Origin of the sequence: Phenylobacterium sp., from assembly GCF_965229015.1 — a bacterium.
Lineage (GTDB): Bacteria > Pseudomonadota > Alphaproteobacteria > Caulobacterales > Caulobacteraceae > Phenylobacterium.
Window position 1 is genome coordinate 2,421,697 of record NZ_CBDDIM010000001.1, and the last position, 16,071, is coordinate 2,437,767.

Consider the following 16,071-nt stretch of genomic DNA (forward strand, 5'->3'; position numbering starts at 1 on the left):
TCGAACGGCGGGGCGGACCTCCGGACTATCAATTAGTGCGAACGTCATCAACAGCCTCCGTCGAGACCTCCCCGCGGCGTTATGAAAGATCAGGCGCGGCGGTTATGGTGCGGCCGTTGGCCCCGGTCCGGAAACATGCGCCCTTCCACCCCCACTGAGCTTACCCGCCCGCAGCTCTTTCAGCGTCTGTGGCGCGAGCCCCTCTCGTCGGTGGCGGCGGACCTCGGCCTGAGCGCCAGCGGCCTGGCGAAACTCTGCGACCGGACCGCGATCCCCTATCCGACCCGCGGCCACTGGGCGAAGGCGCGGGCCGGCCGCGCCGCCCCAGCCCCCGACCTGCCCCCGGCGCCGGCCGGGGTGAGCCACCGGATCCTCATCACGCCCGGCCAACCCATGGCGCGCCGCACCCCCGTGCGCCTGTCGCCGGAGGATCGCCGCCAGCAGCTGCTGGAGGTCGCCGCCCGGATCATCGTGCAGGATGGGCTGCACGCCCTGACCATCAAGCGGGTCGCCCGGGAGGCGGGGCTCACCGCGCCGCGGGCCTACCACTTCTTCCCCACCGTCGATGACCTGATGGCGGCCCTGGCCCGCCGGGAGCTGGAGGCCATCCGGGCGGCCCGAACCCACCGCATCAACACCGCCGAGCGGCCGGCCGAACGCCTGCGCCTCTCCACCGTGACCTATCTGCGCCAGGTGGCCGAGCGAGGGGTCCTGCTGCAGACCCTGCAGAACGCGCCGGGCGTGCGGCGCGCCCTGCGCGGCGAGCAGCGCGCGATCCGGGCCGACAACACCCATGTGGTCGCCAGTCGGTTCAGCGAAAGCCACCACATCCCCGCCGACGTCGCGCGGGCGGCCACGACGGTGCTCACCAGCGCGGTGCTCCGCACCGGCCGCATCCTGGCGCGCGGTCGGCTGGATCTGGCGCTGGCGGAGATCCTGGCGTCCGAGATCGTCGAGGCGGGCAACCGCAGGTTAGCGGCCCGCTTCCAGGCCCCGCCGGCCGGCGACGTCGAGGACGCCTAGGACCAGTTCGCGGCACAGCAGGGCGCCGCGCTCCAGATCGAGCTCCCCCTGGAAGGCGAGACGCCCGCACTCCTCGGGCATGGTCATGCCGATGCTGACGCAGGCGACCGCCTCCCGCAGGTCGAGGCCCAGGGCGTCGCGGGCCTTGCGCGCCAGCCGCCGCGCCACCCGCGCCCGGACGGCGGCGGCGCGGCGCGAGACATGGCCGACCATGAAGCGGTCGCGCAGGATGACCTGGATGAGCGGCCCGGTCCGCGCCACGTGGCGGTAGTAGGCTTCCGCCACATCGCCGGCTGCCGTCGCAAGGTCGGGCGCTTCGCCAGCGGCGTCGAGGGCCTCCGCCACTTGGCTCAGGGCGCGTTCCAGCAGGGCGTTGTAGAGGTCATGGCGCTCAGGGAAATAGCGATAGACCAGCGCCTTGCTGACCCTCGCCGCCTGGGCCAGCTCCTCGACGGCGATCGGCAGGACGCCCTGCTCCAGGACCCGCTCGGCGGCGACATCCAGCAGGAGCTCCCGGCGTTCCTGCGGCGGCAGGCGGAGTCCCCTTCGCGGTCGCTTCGAGGTCACGGCCAAGCGCGCATCCGCCGAACTGTCGAGTGATCGCTCATGGGTCCGCCGTTCCGATTCGACCGTCGAGCCGCAGTCTAGCGCCACCGGGGCCGATGAGGCGCCCGGTTCAGGACGCGCCTCATCACGGCGATGATAGTGCGAATGTCATTAAAGCGGTTGTCTGACCGCACCGCCGGCGCCATGCTTGGCGCATAAGAAGCCAGGGAGGAGCCGGCATGCCCTATGCTGCGGGACGGATATTCCACGACGCCGACAGTCACGTCATGGAGCCGGCCGACTGGCTCGTGCCCTTCGCCGAGGGGGCGATGAAGGACCGCCTTCTGCGCCGCGATCCGCCCTCCACCCGGCCGCCCGTGGAGGCGCCGAAGGAGAAGGTGATCGAGGGCCTGATCGCCGGCCCCAAGGGCCGGCTCGCCTACGGCTCCTGCGACACCGCCGAGCGCATCCGGGCCATCGAGGAGCTGGGCTTCGCGAGCCAGCTGGTCTTCCCCACCTCCGCCCTGCGCCCCTTCCGCACCACCAAGGACGAGGACGTCCTCTACGCCGGCGCGCGCGCGGCCAACCGCGCCATGGCCAGCTTCTGCGGCGACCCACGCCTGCTCGGCGTCGCCTATGTCCCGCTGGACAATCCGGCCCGCGCGCTGGAGGAGGCCCAGGAGGCCATCCGCCTGGGCTGCAGGGCGATCTGGGTGCCCTCGACGGCGGCGGGCGACAGGTCGCCGGGCCACCCGGACCTCGATCCCTTCTGGGCCCTGCTGGCGGCCAAGAAAATCCCCTTCGTCCTGCACATCGGCGCGGGCTCGCGGACCCTGCCGCAGGAATACGTCAACAACGGCAAGGCCAGGTCGCCCGACCTGCACGGCGGCGGCGAGAACCTGCGCTTCAAGGACTATGTGGCCCTGCCCCACTCGGCCGAGATGTTCCTCGGCGCCCTGGTCTATGATGGCCTCTTCGACCGCATGCCGGGACTCAAGGGCGGCGTGATCGAATACGGCGCCTACTGGGTGCCCGGCTTCCTGCGGCAGATGGACATGGGCGCGCGGTCCTTCGGCCGCACCGACCCCTATCTGCAGGCCCTGTCGGCCAAGCCGTCGGAGATCATCCGCCGGCAGGTGAAGTTCACGCCCTTCCCGGGCGAGGACGCCGGATACCTGATCCGCGACAGCGGCGCCGACCTCTACATGTTCTCCAGCGACTACCCGCACCCGGAGGGGACCAACGACCCCATCGGCCGGTTCGAGCGGACCTTCGGCGACCTCGGCGAGGCCGACCGCGACGCCTTCTACCGCGCCAATTTCGAACAGATGATGGGCGGGCTCTGACGCCGCCTTCGCAAAGGAACACGTCCATGACCGACGCGACCACCCAGGATCAGATCACCGGCCCGTTCCGGGCGCCGCACAACGGCTTCCAGGCCGCCCCGGGCTCGATCCACAATGACGAGGTGGCCTCCAAGCTGGGCTTCAAGGGCGGCACCGTCCCGGGCTCGGTCCACATGGACCAGTTCGTCCCCATCTTGCTGGAGCTCTACGGCGAGGCCTGGTTCGAGACCGGCGACATCTCCCTGCACTTCGCCCAGGCGACGGTGGACAAGGAGGAGGTCCAGGCCATGGTCCATCCGGGCCCGCAGCGGGCCCGCCTGCAGATGTTCAACCGCGCTGGCCAGCAGGTCTGCGTCGGCACGGCCTCGGCCAAGGCCCCCGACACCGGCTCCGAGGTCCTGCGCCGCATGTCCGAGCAGACGCCGGCCGACCCGGCGGCCCTGCGCATCTACGCCGACCTCAAGGTGGGCGACACCACCGGCGACATCCCGATGAAGGTCAGCCGGGAGAGCTATGACGCCTCCCTCGAGCGCATCACTGAGCGGCTGGCGATCTATGACGAGAAGGGGGTGCTGTCGCCGGCCCATGTCGTCCGCCTGGCGCATATGAGCCGGCCCTTCGTGCTGGCCAAGTCGAAGGCGCCCTATGTCGGCCTGTTCGGCGCCCTGGAGGTTCGGCACCTGGCGGGTCCGGTGCTGGCCGACCGGGACTATGTGGGCCGCACCACCATGCGAAAGATCACCGAGAGCCCGCGCACGGAGAACGCCTGGTACGACGTCGACATCGCCGACGCCGCCAGCGGCAAGCACGTCGCCAGCGTCACCTTCATGATCCGCGCGATGAAGGCCTCCTCGCCCCTGTGGGGCTGAACCCACCCTGATTTGGAGGAGGCGTTGTCATGACAGACGCGGCCGTCGTCGACGACATCAAGACCCGCGTGGACCAGGCCGTCGAGTTCGGCATGGCCACGGCGGTGTGGGCCCAGGTCCACCCCGACAAGATCGCGGTCCACGAGCTGTCGGGGCGCACCCGCACCTTCGGCGAGCTCAACGCCAAGGCCAACCGGCTGGTGCGGCTGATGCGGGCCCACGGCCTGCAGGCGGGCGACGCCATCGCCCTGCTCTGCACCAACCGGATGGAATTCGCCGACGTGCTGTTCGCCGCCCTGCGCGGCGGCTTCCGCATGACGCCGGTGAACTGGCACCTGAAGCCCGACGAGATCGCCTATGTGATCGACAACTGCGAGGCCCGAGCGCTGTTCGCCGACACCCGCGTGCCCGGCGCCCTGGAGGCCGCCCTGCAATGTCCGCAGCTCCGGCTCAAGGTCTCCATCGGCGGCGACCTGCCAGGCTTCCTGCCCTATGAGGCCATCGACGATCTGCCGGGCGAGGATCTCACCGATCCGGTGCGGGGCTCCACCATGCTCTACAGCTCGGGCACCACGGGCCGTCCGAAGGGGGTCTACAAGCCCAACGCCCAGGCGGTCGGCGGCTATGACGCCATCTATGACCGCGCCGTGGACAAGCACATCTGCACCGGCCCGGCCTATCACGCATCCCCCTTGGCGGGAGACATCCGCCGGGCCTTGAACAACGGCGTGCCCACCGTCCTGATCGACAGGTGGGACACCGAACAGGTGCTGCGCACCATCCAGGACCAGAAGGTGACCCGCGGCCACTTCGTGCCGATCATGTTCCAGCGGATGCTGGCCCTGCCCGAAGAGGTGCGCGCCAGGTACGACCTCAGCTCGCTCAGGCGCATCACCCATGGCGCGGCGCCCTGCCCGCCCGAGGTCAAGCGCGCCATGATCGAGTGGATCGGGCCCAAGCTGTTCGAATACTACGCCGGCTCCGAGGGCGGCGTGGGATTCACCGTCAGCTCCGAGGACTGGCTTAAGCGTCCGGGAACGGTTGGCCGGCGACCGCACAAGGACGCCGCCAAGATCCTCGACGAGACCGGCCAGGAATGCCCGCCCGGCGTCCCCGGCGCCATCTATATGAGCCTCAGCGACCAGGGCGGCTTCAGCTACTACAAGGACGACACCAAGACCGAGGCCAACCGCAAGGACGGCTATTTCACCATGGGCGATGTCGGCTACCTCGACGAGGACGACTGGCTCTTCCTCACCGGGCGGAGCGCCGAGACCATCATCGCCGGCGGGGTGAACATCTATCCCCAGGAGATCGACAACGAGCTGATCAAGCACCCGGCGGTGGAGGACAGCTGCACCGTCGGCGTGCCCCACGAGGAGTGGGGCGAGGAGGTCCGGGCGGTCATCCAGCTCAAGCCCGGCTTCGAAGCGAGCGAGGCGCTCAAGCGCGAAATCCTCGACTACGCCGCCCAGGTGGTCGCCAAGTTCAAGGTCCCGCGCGCCGTCGATTTCGTCGAGGCCCTGCCCCGCAGCGAGGCCGGCAAGATTCAGCGCAACAAGGTCCGCGCCCCCTACTGGGAAGGCCGCTCGCGGGCCATCTGAGACCCCTGCACTAGTCGCGCCCCACCAGATGCTCGGCCACGAAGGCGGCGTCTTCGCCCATGCCGGCCATCAGGGAGGACTTGCGCTTCGACAGCCAGGGCAGGCCGATGAAATAGGCGCCGGGGACCGCCGTCACGCCGCGCCGGTGGCTCGGCAGGGACCGGGTGGGGGGATCGGTGAAGATCGGCAGGTCGACCCAGCCGAAGTCGTAGCGGTAGCCCGTGGCCCAGATCACCGCGCCCACGCCGGCGGCCGCCAGGTCGAGGTCGCGCACGGGCGCCGGCAGGTCGCCGCCCTGCAGGGTCACCGTTTCCTCGGGAAGGTCCAGGCCCGCGGCCCGCGCATGGGCGTCGGCCGCGGCGATGAAGGCGGCGTATTCCGCCTCGCCCTTGGCCAGGCTGGCCGCCAGGTCGTCGGCGAAGGCCAGGCGTCCCTCGGCCCCGCCGGTCAACCGCCCCAGCAGGGTCACGCCCTGGCGGCCGAGCTGGCGCAGGTCCATGTCGCGACCGCCGTCGATCCCGGTCAGCAGAGGCGGCACGGTCCCCGGCGCGCGCTGGTCGATCCCCTGGTCGAAGGCGCCGATGGCGAACTCCCAGAAGGCGAAGTCCCGGCCCCGATAGCGGCGCGGCGCCCGCCGATGGGTCCCCACCGCCAGATAGACCCGCCGGCCAGCCCGCAGCAGATCCTCGGCGATCTGGGCGCCCGAGGCGCCGGCCCCCACCACCAGCACCGCGCCCCGCGGCAGGGCGCCGGGATTGCGATAGGCCGCCGCGTGGAGCTGGAAGACCTCGCCCACCGCCTCGGCCAGGGCCGCCGGGATCGCCGGCCGCTGATAGGGGCCGGTGGCGATCACCACATTGGCCGCCGACACCGCGCCGCCCGACGTCTCCAGCCGGAAGCCGCCCGCCTCGTCCCGCCCCAGGGCGTCCACCGACACCCCACACCGCAGGGGCGCGTCGAAGCTCGCCGCATAGGCCTCGACGAAGGCCACCACCTCGTCACGGGAGGCGAACCCCTCCGGGTCCGGGCCCGCATAGGCGAAGCCCGGCAGTTGCAGCAGCCAGTTGGGAAACTGAAAGGCCAGGCTGTCCCAGCGCTCGCTGCGCCAGCGCTCGGCCACCCGGGCGCGCTCGAGGATCACATGCTCGCGGCCCAGCCGGCCCAGATGCCAGCTCACCGCCAACCCCGACTGACCGCCGCCGATGATGACGGTGTCGATGGTCTGCGGAAGCGGGGCGGGCGGGGACATGTCGAGCCTGTCTCACCCTCCCCGGTGCGGGACGGCGGGGGTGGATCGTTGACGGAACCGCGGCCGAGGTAAAGTCTCTGCGGCAGCCTGGGGCCGCGCGGCCCCGCCCCGACCCTTGAGGACCCCGCCATGCACGACGTCAACGCCAGCGAAGACCTGCCGATGAGCGCCGACGCCGTCTGGCGGGTGGTGGGAGACTTCTCCGGCATCCGCAAGTGGGCCACCGTGGTGGAGGCCGAGAGCACCGAGGTCACGCCCCAGGGACAGGTCCGGACTCTGACCATGCCGGGCGGCCGCACGGTGAAGGAGCTGCTCACCGACGAGGGCCCGCACCACTACACCTACACCCTCGATCGCCCCGACATGGACGCCTACTTCTCCACCGTCTCGGTCAAGTCGACGGGGCCTGACAGCTCCATCCTCGAACTGCGGGTGAAGTTCACGCCCAAGGACCCCGACAAGCTGGCCGAGGCCACCGAGGCCCTCACCAAGTTCTGTCGCGGCAACATCAAGGCCATGAAGCGCGCCCTCGGCCTGGTCTAGAGCGCGTCAGGCGGAAGTGGATACCGGTTCCGCCGCCCGACGCGCTCTAATCTTTTGAATCTAGACCCTTCTTGTCGTTTCAGATGAGTCCATCTGAAACGGTCAGCGTCTAGCCCCCGGCGAGCTGAGCCTTACGTTCGCGGCGGCGGCGGGTGAGGATGTGCTCGGTATAGCCGTTGGGCTGGGCGCGGCCCTCGAAGACCAGCTCCAGGGCCGCCTGGTAGGCCACGCTGTCGGATTTCCCCGCCATCGGCTGGTAGAGGGCGTCGCCGGCGTTCTGGGTGTCCACCACCTTGGCCATGCGGGCGAAGGTCTCGCGGACCTGGGCTTCGTCGCAGACTCCGTGGTGCAGCCAGTTGGCGATGTGCTGGCTGGAGATCCGCAGGGTGGCGCGGTCCTCCATCAGGCCCACATCGTGGATGTCGGGCACCTTGGAGCAGCCGACCCCCTGATCGATCCAGCGGACCACGTAGCCGAGGATACCCTGGGCGTTGTTGTCCAGTTCCTGGGCGATGTCCTCGGCGTTCCAGTTGGAGCGCGCCAGCGGCGGGGTGAGCAGGTCGTCGAGGCCGGTGGCCGACTTGGCCGCGCTCATGGTGGCCTGCAGGGCCGGCACGTCCACCTCGTGGTAGTGCAGGGCGTGCAGCACGGCCGCGGTGGGTGACGGCACCCAGGCGGTGTTGGCGCCGGCCTTCGGGTGGCCGACCTTGGTGGCCAGCATGTTGGCCATCTGGTCGGGCGCCGCCCACATGCCCTTGCCGATCTGCGCCTTGCCCGGGAAGCCGGTGGCCAGGCCGATCTCGACATTGCGCTTCTCATAGGCCGGCAGCCAGGGCTCGGCCTTGATGGCGTCCTTGCGGACCACCGGGCCGGCCTCCATGGCGGTGTGGATCTCGTCGCCGGTGCGGTCGAGGAAGCCGGTGTTGATGAACACGATCCGCTCGCGGGCGGCGTGGATGCAGGCGGCCAGGTTGGCGCTGGTGCGGCGCTCCTCGTCCATGATGCCCAGCTTGACGGTGTTGCGCGCCAGACCCAGGGCGTCCTCCACCAGGTCGAACAGGCGCACGGCCAGGGCCACCTCGTCGGGCCCATGCATCTTGGGCTTCACCACATAGACCGAGCCGGCCGGGCTGTTACGGCGCGCGCCCTTGATGTCGTGCAGGGCGGCGGTGACGGTGATCAGCGCGTCCACCACCGTCTCGAACACCGGCTGCCCATTCAGGCGAACCATGTCGGTGACCATGTGGTGGCCGACATTGCGCACCAGCATCAGGCTGCGGCCGCGCAGGGTGAGCTCGCCACCCTTGGCCGAGGCGTAGGTGCGGTCGGCGTCCAGGCGCCGGGTCTCGGTCTGGCCGCCCTTGACGAAACTGGCCGACAGGTCGCCTCGCATCAGACCCAGCCAGTTGCGATAGACCTGCGCCTTGTCCTCGGCGTCCACGGCGGCGACGGAGTCCTCGCAGTCCTGGATGGCGGTGAGCGCGGCCTCCACCAGCACGTCGGAGACGCCTGCGGCGTCGTCCTTGCCGATGTTGTGGGCGCGGTCGATCTGGATCTCCAGGTGCAGGCTGTTGTGAGCCAGCAGCACGCCCTCGGGCGCCTCAGGCGAACCACGCCAGCCGGCGAACTGGGCGGCGTCCTTAAGCCCGGTCGTCGAGCCGTCCTTCAGGCTGACCGCCAGGGCGCCGTCCTTCACCACATAGCTGGTGGCGTCAGAATGCGAGCCGCTCGCCAGGGGCGCGACGCGGTCCAGCAGGCCGCGGGCGAAGGCGACAACCTTGCCGCCGCGCACCGGGTCATAGCCCTTGCCGCCGGTCGGGGGCTCCAGGGCGTCGGTGCCGTAGAGCGCGTCATAGAGGCTGCCCCAGCGGGCGTTGGCGGCGTTCAACGCAAACCGCCCGTTCGAAACCGGCACGACCAGCTGCGGTCCGGCCACCTTGGCGATCTCCGGATCGACGTTCACCGTGGCGATCTCGAAGGGGGCGGGCTCGGGCAGCAGATAGCCGATCTCGCGCAGGAAGGCGGTCTCCTCTGCGACGCTGAAATCCTTGCCCTTGCGCGCCTTCCACCAGGCGTCGATCTTTTCCTGCAAGGCGTCGCGGCGCGCCAGCAGCTCGGCGTTGCGCGGCGTGAAGTCGGCCAGGATCGACTCCAGGGCGCCCCAGAATTTCGCGGCCTCTACCCCGGTCCCGGTGAGCAGTTCCTGTTCCACGAAGGCGTGCAGGATGTCGTCGACCGAAAGGGCGTTGCTGATGTCCATGTCCGTACCGGGCTCTCAAATTGGGCGTCCAAGGGCCCGCCGCACCGGCGACACGCCCCACTCACCGGCCGCTTTACTGCACGGAAGCGCGCCGCTTTGAAGCCCCCAATTTTCGGAAGCAGCGAAGTTTCAGCTGTCGGAGAAGCCGAAGGGCAGGCTGGTGCGCCGGATGTCGTCGGGCAGTATCTGGCGGCCGATGGGGGGCGCCGAGCGGGCCGTGCATTCGGTGCGGTGGCACAAGCGGCAGGTGACCCCGATGGGGGTGGCGGCCTCGGCTCCGAACCCCGGCTGGTCCTGGGTGTAGACCAGTTTCCCGGCGTGTTCGGCGGCGCAGCCGAGCGCGATGGCCCGCTCCACCCGGGCGCTGCCGAAGGCCCCGCCGCCGGCGGTCACCGTGCGGGCGATGGAGAAGAACCTCTGGCCATCGGGCAGCTCCAGCCACTGGGTGACGATCTGGCGCGGGGTGCGGAACACCTGGTGCACCGACCACAGGGGACAGCCGCCGCCGTGGCGCGCGAAGGGGAAGCCCGCCCCGTCCAGGCGTTTGGAGACGTTGCCGGCCGGATCGACCCGGATGAAGAAGAACGGCACCCGCTCCTGCCCCGGCTTCTGCAGGGTGGTGAGCCGGTGGGCGGTCTGTTCGAAGCTGGCGCCGAACTGGCGGGCCAGGGCCTCGACGTCGTAACGCCGCGCCTCCACCGCGCGGGCGAAGGCCGAATAGGGCATGATCACCGCCGCGGCCGCATAGCTGGCCAGGGCCCGGCGGGTCAGGCGCTCGCCGCTGTCGGTCACGAAGGTCCCGCCCTCCAGCACCGCGTCGATCTCCTCGCGCATCTCCAGATAGGCCAGCTGCAGGGCCAGCTGGAACATCTGGCTGGCGGTGTCCAAGCCATCGTCCAGCAGGATCTCCTTGCGGTGCCAGTCCAGCCGGCGGATCGAACCCACCATGACGTTGGAGGGCAGGCGCCGAGTGCGCAGGCCATGCCGGGCCTTGAGGTAGCTCACCAGGTTGTCGTGGCCGGCGACCGCCTGGGCGATGCGCTCGGCGGCGTCGTCCAGGCTGGGGAAGCTGTTGCGCCGGGCGGCCAGGAAGCGGCGGGACTCGGCGACCGGGTCGGTGGCGTCGCTCCCCTCCCCGCCGGTCTCGTGGGTCTCCGCCCCCCGGTCGGCCAGGGCCAGCTGCTCCTCGCGATAGGTCGTGTAGAGCCGCAGGAGGGCCTCTGTGATGCCGGGGAAGTTGCCGGCCAGGTCAGAGGTCTCCAGGGCCGGCAGGTCGATGTCGGCGAACATCGGGTCCTTCAGCACCGCCTGCAGCCGCGCGGTCTCGTCGGCGCCGCTGCTGCCCACCAGGGTGGTCATGTCCAGCTTGTAGGTCTGGGCCAGACGCAGCAGCATCTCGGCGCTCAGGGGCCGGTGGTTGCGTTCCAGCAGGGCGACATAGGAGGCCGAGACCTCGAGATCGCTGGCCATGTCGGCCTGGGTCAGGCCCAGGTCGCGGCGCAGGCGGCGCAGGCTCGGACCCACATAGAGACGACGTTCGGCGGCCACGTTAATTACAACTCCCGTTGTCATGTTATTACATCATGACAATCATTTCCTGTAAAGATTGACAGCTAGACCTCGGAGCGACTCCACAGGGCCAAGGCGCCTTGGTACGGGCCGATCAACTTCACCTCTCGCACCGAGGCTCCCATGGCGTACCAAGACCACATCATTCAGATGAGCCAGCTCATCGACTCCAAGAAGGGCCCCTGGGCCGCCATCGACGCGGAGTCGGTGGCCCGCATGCGCGTCCAAAACCGCTTCAAGACCGGCCTGGAAATCGCCCGCTACACCGCCGGCATCATGCGCAAGGACATGGCGGCCTATGACGCCGACTCCTCGCAGTACACCCAGTCCCTGGGCTGCTGGCACGGCTTCATCGGCCAGCAGAAGCTGATCTCCATCAAGAAGCACTTCGGCACCACCGACCGTCGCTACCTCTACCTGTCGGGCTGGATGGTCGCGGCCCTGCGCTCCGAGTTCGGTCCCCTGCCCGACCAGTCGATGCACGAGAAGACCTCGGTGCCGGCCCTGATCGAAGAGCTCTACACCTTCCTGCGCCAGGCCGACGCCCGTGAGCTGGGCGGCATGTTCCGCGACCTCGACGCCGCCCGCGCGGCCGGCGACAAGGCCAAGGAAAAGGCCATCATCGACGCCGTCGACAACTACCAGACCCACGTCGTCCCGGTGATCGCCGACATCGACGCCGGGTTCGGCAACGCCGAAGCCACCTACCTGCTGGCCAAGAAGATGATCGAGGCCGGCGCCTGCGCCCTGCAGATCGAAAACCAGGTCTCCGACGAAAAGCAGTGCGGTCACCAGGACGGCAAGGTCACCGTGCCGCACGAGGACTTCCTGCAGAAGGTCCGCGCCTGCCGCTACGCCTTCCTGGAGCTGGGCGTCGAGGACGGCGTCATCGTCACCCGCACCGACTCCCTCGGCGCAGGCCTGACCAAGCAGATCGCCGTCTCCACCACCCCGGGCGACCTGGGCGACCAGTACAACAGCTTCCTCGACTGCGAAGAAGTTGCGCCGGGCGACATGAAGAACGGCGACGTGGTCTTGAACCGCAATGGCAAGCTGCTGCGTCCGAAGCGTCTGCCTTCGAACCTGTTCCAGTTCCGCGAAGGCACCGGTGAAGACCGCTGCGTCCTCGACAGCATCACCTCGCTGCAGAACGGCGCCGACCTGCTGTGGATCGAAACCGAGAAGCCCCACGTCGAGCAGATCGCCGGCATGATGGACCGCGTCCGCGCGGTGATCCCCAACGCCAAGCTGGTCTACAACAACAGCCCGTCCTTCAACTGGACCCTGAACTTCCGCCAGCAGGTCTATGACGCCTACAAGGCGGCCGGTAAGGACGTCTCGGCCTATGACCGCGACAAGCTGATGAGCGTCGACTACGACACCACCGAGCTGGCCATCGAAGCCGACGAACGCATCCGCACCTTCCAGGCGGACGGCGCCAAGCGCGCGGGCATCTTCCACCACCTGATCACCCTGCCGACCTACCACACCGCGGCCCTGTCCACGGACAACCTGGCCAAGGAATACTTCGGCTCGCAGGGCATGCTGGGCTACGTGAAGAACGTCCAGCGCAAGGAGATCCGCGAAGGGATCGCCTGCGTGAAGCACCAGAACATGTCGGGCTCCGACATCGGCGACGACCACAAGGAATACTTCGCCGGCGAAGCGGCCCTGAAGGCCGGCGGCATCCACAACACCATGGGCCAGTTCGCCTAAGCGACCTGACCACGGACGACAACAGGACGGCCCGGAGCTCACGCTCCGGGCCGTTTTGCTATGCGGTGGTCGCCAATCGATGGAACTCCATGATCGCGCCGTAGCCGCCCAGGCCGTAGCCGGCGGTGAGTTGTTCTAGTTCCAGCATGTTGTGCATCAGCAGGATGGCCACCGAGCCGTCCGTCGGATCGGCCTGCCACCAGCCGCCATAGGCGCCGGGCCAGCCCACCGTGCCGACCCCGCCCTTGCCGCGCATCACCGGGGCGGTGGCGGGATCCAGCGCCGTGGCGACGCCGAGGCCGAAGCCCGAGCCCGTCCCGAAGGTCGGCATGCCGAACATGCTGGCGCCCAGCCGCTGGGCGTCGGTGAGCCGGTTGGTGGTCATCAGGGCGATCGTCTGCGGCGACAGCAGCTTCACCGACGGGTCCACGAACATGCGGGCGAAGGCCAGGTAGTCGTCCACCGTCGACCAGAGGCCCGCCCCGCCCGAGGCGAATTCCATGTCGTCGGGGCGCTCCGCCAGGGCCGCGCCGCCGGGCACGGTGGGCAGCTTCTTCAGCTTGCCGGTCATGTCGAAGCCGTAGAACCCCGCCCGGCGGTGGCGCTTGTCCGGCGGCACGGAAAAGCCCGTGTCCGTCATGCCCAGGGGCTCGAACACCCGGTGGCGCAGGACCTCCTCCAGGGGCGCGCCCTCCATGCGGGCGAGCAGCAGGCCCAGCAGGTCGGTGGACCGGCCATAGGTGAAGGCCGCCCCCGGCTGGCCGATCAGGGGCAGGCTGGCGAGGGCGGCGATCCAGGCGTCGGGCGACAACGGACTGTCAAGGTCGGGACCCAGGGCCTGGCGGTGCGCGGCGTCGATGGGGCCGGACTGGAACCCCGCCTGGGTCAGGCCCGCGCGGTGGGTGAGCAGGTCATCGAAGGTGATCTGGCGGTCGGCGGAGACGGTGTCCTCCAGCGGCCCGTCGGGGTCCTTCAGCACCCGCATCCGCAGGAACTCCGGCGCCACCCGGGAGATCGGGTCCTCCAGGAAGAACCGCCGCTCCTCCAGCAGCGTCAGGGCCGCGGCCGAGACGATGGGCTTGGACATCGAGGCGATGCGGAAGATGGAGTCCCGCTGCATCGGCAGGCGCGCCTCAAGGTCGCGCCAGCCCACCGCGGCGACCTTGGCCGCCCCGTCCCGCCAGACCAGGGTCACGACGCCGGCCAGCTCGCCCGCATCCACCACGGCCTTCAGCGCCGTCTCGATCGCGTCCATGACCCAGACTCCATAAAATAGGATTCCTATAAAATGGACTTCCTATTAATTGGCAATCGTCTAGATTCTCCCCATGACCGAGGAGACTCGCCGCAAGCCCAAGGGTGACAAGCGCGCCCGCACCCGCGCCGCCCTGATGGAGGCCGCCCGGCAACTGGCCCGCGAGAAGGGCTACGAGGCCACCACGATGGAGGAAATCGCCCGCCGGGCCGGCATGACCAGCGGGGCGATCTACGGCAACTTCAAGAACCGCCAGGACCTGTTCATGGCCATCGCCCAGACCGACTGGGCGCCGATCAAGCCCAAGATCCGGCCTGGCTCGACCTTCGCCGAGATGATGCGGGCCTTCGCGGAGGCGACCCTGGCCGCCATCCCCGTCCGGCAGGACGCCGCCGCCGCCCGCCTCGGCGGCATGGCCCATACCCTGACCCACGAGGACGCCCGGGCCCAGGTGCGGGCGATCACCGGAGAGAGCTACGCGGGCGGCGCGGCCTGGCTGCGCAGCGTCATGAAGCCGGGCGACAGCCCCATGCCCCCGGAGGTCCTGGTGGTGGTGATCCACGCCCTGACCGAGGGCCTCGTCTTCCAGCGCCTCATGACCCCGGACCTGGTCCCCGACGAGGTCTTCTACGCAGCCTTCGCAGCCCTGGCCCGCTAGGGCCGGCGATAGCGCACCACCGCCTTCTGCAGGACCTGAGCGCCGTAGATCGCCCCCTTACCGTCGACCCAGATCCCCTCTGCGCCGCTGGTGGCGCCTTTGTCGGGATTGGGTTCGGTGTCGGGGATGAAGGCGGTGACGGCGCCGGTCCTGGCGCTGCCGATGCGGACGCCTCGCGCCCAGCCCGGATGATGGCCGTAGCCCTCCGGCGTCCGGGACTCCGAGTCGGCGACATAGAGGACGTCATGTCTGTCGATGAACATCCCGCTCGGCCGGCTGAACTGGTCCCAGACCGCCAGCAGCTTGCCCTCCTGGTCGAAGACCTGGATGCGGTTGTTCCAGCGGTCGCCGACGAAGAGCCGGCCTTGCGAGTCCATGGCGAGGGTATGGGGCACGTCGAGCTGGCCCGGCCCCGCGCCGTGGCCGCCCCACTGTTTCAGGAACTTGCCAGCCGCGTCGAACTTGACGATGCGGGCCGCGCCCTTGCCCGGCGTGTGGCCGTCGGCGACGAAGATGGTCCCGTTCTTGGTGACCAGAACGGCGTTGGGCTCGGCGAAGCTGTCGGGCCCCTCGGCCGACACCCCGGCCTTGCCCAGGGTCCGGAGCAGCTTGCCGGCGGTGTCGAACTCGAAGACCTGGGCGCCCTTGGTCCCGTCCGAATGGCCGTCGGTGAGCCAGATGTGGTCATGGCGGTCGATGAACATCCCGTGCGGGAACAGCAGCATCCCGCCGCCGAAGGCCTTGATGAAGCGCCCCTTGGCGTCGAACTCCAGGATGGGATCGAGCGTGCTGCCGGCGCAGTTGTTGGCCCCGCACCGCTCGGCGACCCAGATGTGGCCGCGGCTGTCGACGGCCACGGCGCTGGAGGAGCCCATGGTCCGGCCTGGCGGCATCTTCAGGAAGCCCGCCTCGGCGACGTAGGGATTGGGCGCGCCATTGGGATCGGCGACCGTGGCCGCCGCCTCCACCGCCGCGCCGGTCAGGGCCGCGCTGGGCTTGAAGGCGTCGATGGTCAGGCCCGCCAGCATCTCGCTGCGGGCCGGCAGTTCCCCCTGCCCCGCCGGGAAGCCGTCGAACTTCAGCAGGTAGGCCAGGATGTCGGCGTACTGCTCCTTGGTGAGCGACCGCGGCTTGTTCAGCGGCATGGTGGTGCGGATGCGGTCGAACAGGTCGCCCAGGGTCAGGCCGTTCCAGTTGGACAGGAACTCCGGCCCGGTCAGCGGCTTGGCCTCGCCGAGGCCCGTCAGCCCCACCCCGTGGCACATCCCGCAGGCCTGGGCGTAGGCCGCCTGGCCCCGCTCGGCTTGCGCCTCGCTATAGACCCCGTCCCAGACCGAGCGGGGGGTGTCCTGGGCCAGGGGCCGGCCGGCGGCCACCAGGGCGAGCGCCCCTGCCGCCACCGCGCCCAGCAGGGCGATGCGCTTTGCCATGGC

General features: G+C 69.7%; 13 protein-coding genes. 7 read left to right on the plus strand and 6 right to left on the minus strand.

Translation table 11 applies throughout. From position 1 onward, the window contains the following. Window positions 1–135 precede the first annotated feature (135 nt). On the plus strand, window positions 136–1,023 hold the full coding sequence (locus ACO06I_RS12190; protein WP_421932835.1) for a TetR/AcrR family transcriptional regulator: 888 nt from the start codon (window positions 136–138) through the stop codon (window positions 1,021–1,023). On the opposite strand, the gene ACO06I_RS12195 is transcribed toward ACO06I_RS12190, so the two are convergent. Then, on the minus strand, window positions 973–1,590 hold the full coding sequence (locus ACO06I_RS12195; protein WP_421933626.1) for a TetR/AcrR family transcriptional regulator: 618 nt from the start codon (window positions 1,588–1,590) through the stop codon (window positions 973–975). The two genes, ACO06I_RS12190 and ACO06I_RS12195, sit on opposite strands and share 51 nt — an antisense overlap. A gap of 218 nt (window positions 1,591–1,808) precedes the next feature. Between ACO06I_RS12195 and ACO06I_RS12200 the strand changes: the two genes are divergently transcribed. The 3 genes from ACO06I_RS12200 to ACO06I_RS12210 are packed head-to-tail and all read left to right on the plus strand — an operon-like array spanning window position 1,809 to window position 5,388. Then, a complete protein-coding gene (locus ACO06I_RS12200) occupies window positions 1,809–2,915 on the plus strand; it encodes an amidohydrolase family protein (protein WP_421932836.1) in 1,107 nt (368 codons plus the stop codon). 26 nt (window positions 2,916–2,941) lie between these two features. Beyond that, complete coding sequence (locus tag ACO06I_RS12205; RefSeq protein ID WP_421932837.1) at window positions 2,942–3,784, plus strand: hypothetical protein; 843 nt, start codon at window positions 2,942–2,944, stop codon at window positions 3,782–3,784. A gap of 29 nt (window positions 3,785–3,813) precedes the next feature. Continuing rightward, on the plus strand, window positions 3,814–5,388 hold the full coding sequence (locus ACO06I_RS12210) for an AMP-binding protein (protein WP_421932838.1): 1,575 nt from the start codon (window positions 3,814–3,816) through the stop codon (window positions 5,386–5,388). Between the two features lie 10 nt (window positions 5,389–5,398). Here ACO06I_RS12210 and ACO06I_RS12215 read toward each other — a convergent pair whose 3' ends face one another. Beyond that, on the minus strand, window positions 5,399–6,637 hold the full coding sequence (locus ACO06I_RS12215) for an NAD(P)-binding domain-containing protein (protein WP_421932839.1): 1,239 nt from the start codon (window positions 6,635–6,637) through the stop codon (window positions 5,399–5,401). A 129-nt stretch (window positions 6,638–6,766) separates the two neighbouring features. Between ACO06I_RS12215 and ACO06I_RS12220 the strand changes: the two genes are divergently transcribed. Further along, window positions 6,767–7,180, plus strand: coding sequence for an SRPBCC family protein (locus ACO06I_RS12220; RefSeq protein ID WP_421932840.1), 414 nt, complete (start codon window positions 6,767–6,769; stop codon window positions 7,178–7,180). Window positions 7,181–7,289: 109 nt separating this feature from the next. On the opposite strand, the gene ACO06I_RS12225 is transcribed toward ACO06I_RS12220, so the two are convergent. Together ACO06I_RS12225 and ACO06I_RS12230 are read right to left on the minus strand one after the other, a co-directional pair. Continuing rightward, entirely contained in the window at window positions 7,290–9,440 is a 2,151-nt protein-coding gene (locus tag ACO06I_RS12225) for a malate synthase G (protein WP_421932841.1), read from the minus strand. Window positions 9,441–9,569: 129 nt separating this feature from the next. Beyond that, a complete protein-coding gene (locus ACO06I_RS12230) occupies window positions 9,570–10,988 on the minus strand; it encodes a helix-turn-helix domain-containing protein (RefSeq protein ID WP_421932842.1) in 1,419 nt (472 codons plus the stop codon). A 144-nt stretch (window positions 10,989–11,132) separates the two neighbouring features. Between ACO06I_RS12230 and ACO06I_RS12235 the strand changes: the two genes are divergently transcribed. Then, entirely contained in the window at window positions 11,133–12,725 is a 1,593-nt protein-coding gene (locus ACO06I_RS12235; RefSeq protein WP_421932843.1) for an isocitrate lyase, read from the plus strand. Between the two features lie 58 nt (window positions 12,726–12,783). Here the strand turns inward: ACO06I_RS12235 and ACO06I_RS12240 are convergent, their stop codons facing one another. Next, on the minus strand, window positions 12,784–13,980 hold the full coding sequence (locus tag ACO06I_RS12240; RefSeq protein WP_421932844.1) for a serine hydrolase domain-containing protein: 1,197 nt from the start codon (window positions 13,978–13,980) through the stop codon (window positions 12,784–12,786). 73 nt (window positions 13,981–14,053) lie between these two features. Between ACO06I_RS12240 and ACO06I_RS12245 the strand changes: the two genes are divergently transcribed. Then, a complete protein-coding gene (locus tag ACO06I_RS12245) occupies window positions 14,054–14,638 on the plus strand; it encodes a TetR/AcrR family transcriptional regulator (protein ID WP_421932845.1) in 585 nt (194 codons plus the stop codon). On the opposite strand, the gene ACO06I_RS12250 is transcribed toward ACO06I_RS12245, so the two are convergent. After that, on the minus strand, window positions 14,635–16,068 hold the full coding sequence (locus tag ACO06I_RS12250; RefSeq protein WP_421932846.1) for a c-type cytochrome: 1,434 nt from the start codon (window positions 16,066–16,068) through the stop codon (window positions 14,635–14,637). The two genes, ACO06I_RS12245 and ACO06I_RS12250, sit on opposite strands and share 4 nt — an antisense overlap. Window positions 16,069–16,071: the final 3 nt, after the last annotated feature.

Bases quoted from the DNA above. Each gene is read 5' to 3' on its own strand.
- ACO06I_RS12220 (WP_421932840.1), top strand. From the start codon at position 6,767: ATGCACGACGTCAACGCCAGCGAAGACCTGCCGATGAGCGCCGACGCC.
- ACO06I_RS12210 (WP_421932838.1), top strand. From the start codon at position 3,814: ATGACAGACGCGGCCGTCGTCGACGACATCAAGACCCGCGTGGACCAG.
- ACO06I_RS12205 (WP_421932837.1), top strand. From the start codon at position 2,942: ATGACCGACGCGACCACCCAGGATCAGATCACCGGCCCGTTCCGGGCG.
- ACO06I_RS12235 (WP_421932843.1), top strand. From the start codon at position 11,133: ATGGCGTACCAAGACCACATCATTCAGATGAGCCAGCTCATCGACTCC.
- ACO06I_RS12240 (WP_421932844.1), bottom strand. From the start codon at position 13,980: ATGGACGCGATCGAGACGGCGCTGAAGGCCGTGGTGGATGCGGGCGAG.
- ACO06I_RS12225 (WP_421932841.1), bottom strand. From the start codon at position 9,440: ATGGACATCAGCAACGCCCTTTCGGTCGACGACATCCTGCACGCCTTC.
- ACO06I_RS12250 (WP_421932846.1), bottom strand. From the start codon at position 16,068: ATGGCAAAGCGCATCGCCCTGCTGGGCGCGGTGGCGGCAGGGGCGCTC.
- ACO06I_RS12200 (WP_421932836.1), top strand. From the start codon at position 1,809: ATGCCCTATGCTGCGGGACGGATATTCCACGACGCCGACAGTCACGTC.
- ACO06I_RS12245 (WP_421932845.1), top strand. From the start codon at position 14,054: ATGACCGAGGAGACTCGCCGCAAGCCCAAGGGTGACAAGCGCGCCCGC.
- ACO06I_RS12190 (WP_421932835.1), top strand. From the start codon at position 136: ATGCGCCCTTCCACCCCCACTGAGCTTACCCGCCCGCAGCTCTTTCAG.
- ACO06I_RS12215 (WP_421932839.1), bottom strand. From the start codon at position 6,637: ATGTCCCCGCCCGCCCCGCTTCCGCAGACCATCGACACCGTCATCATC.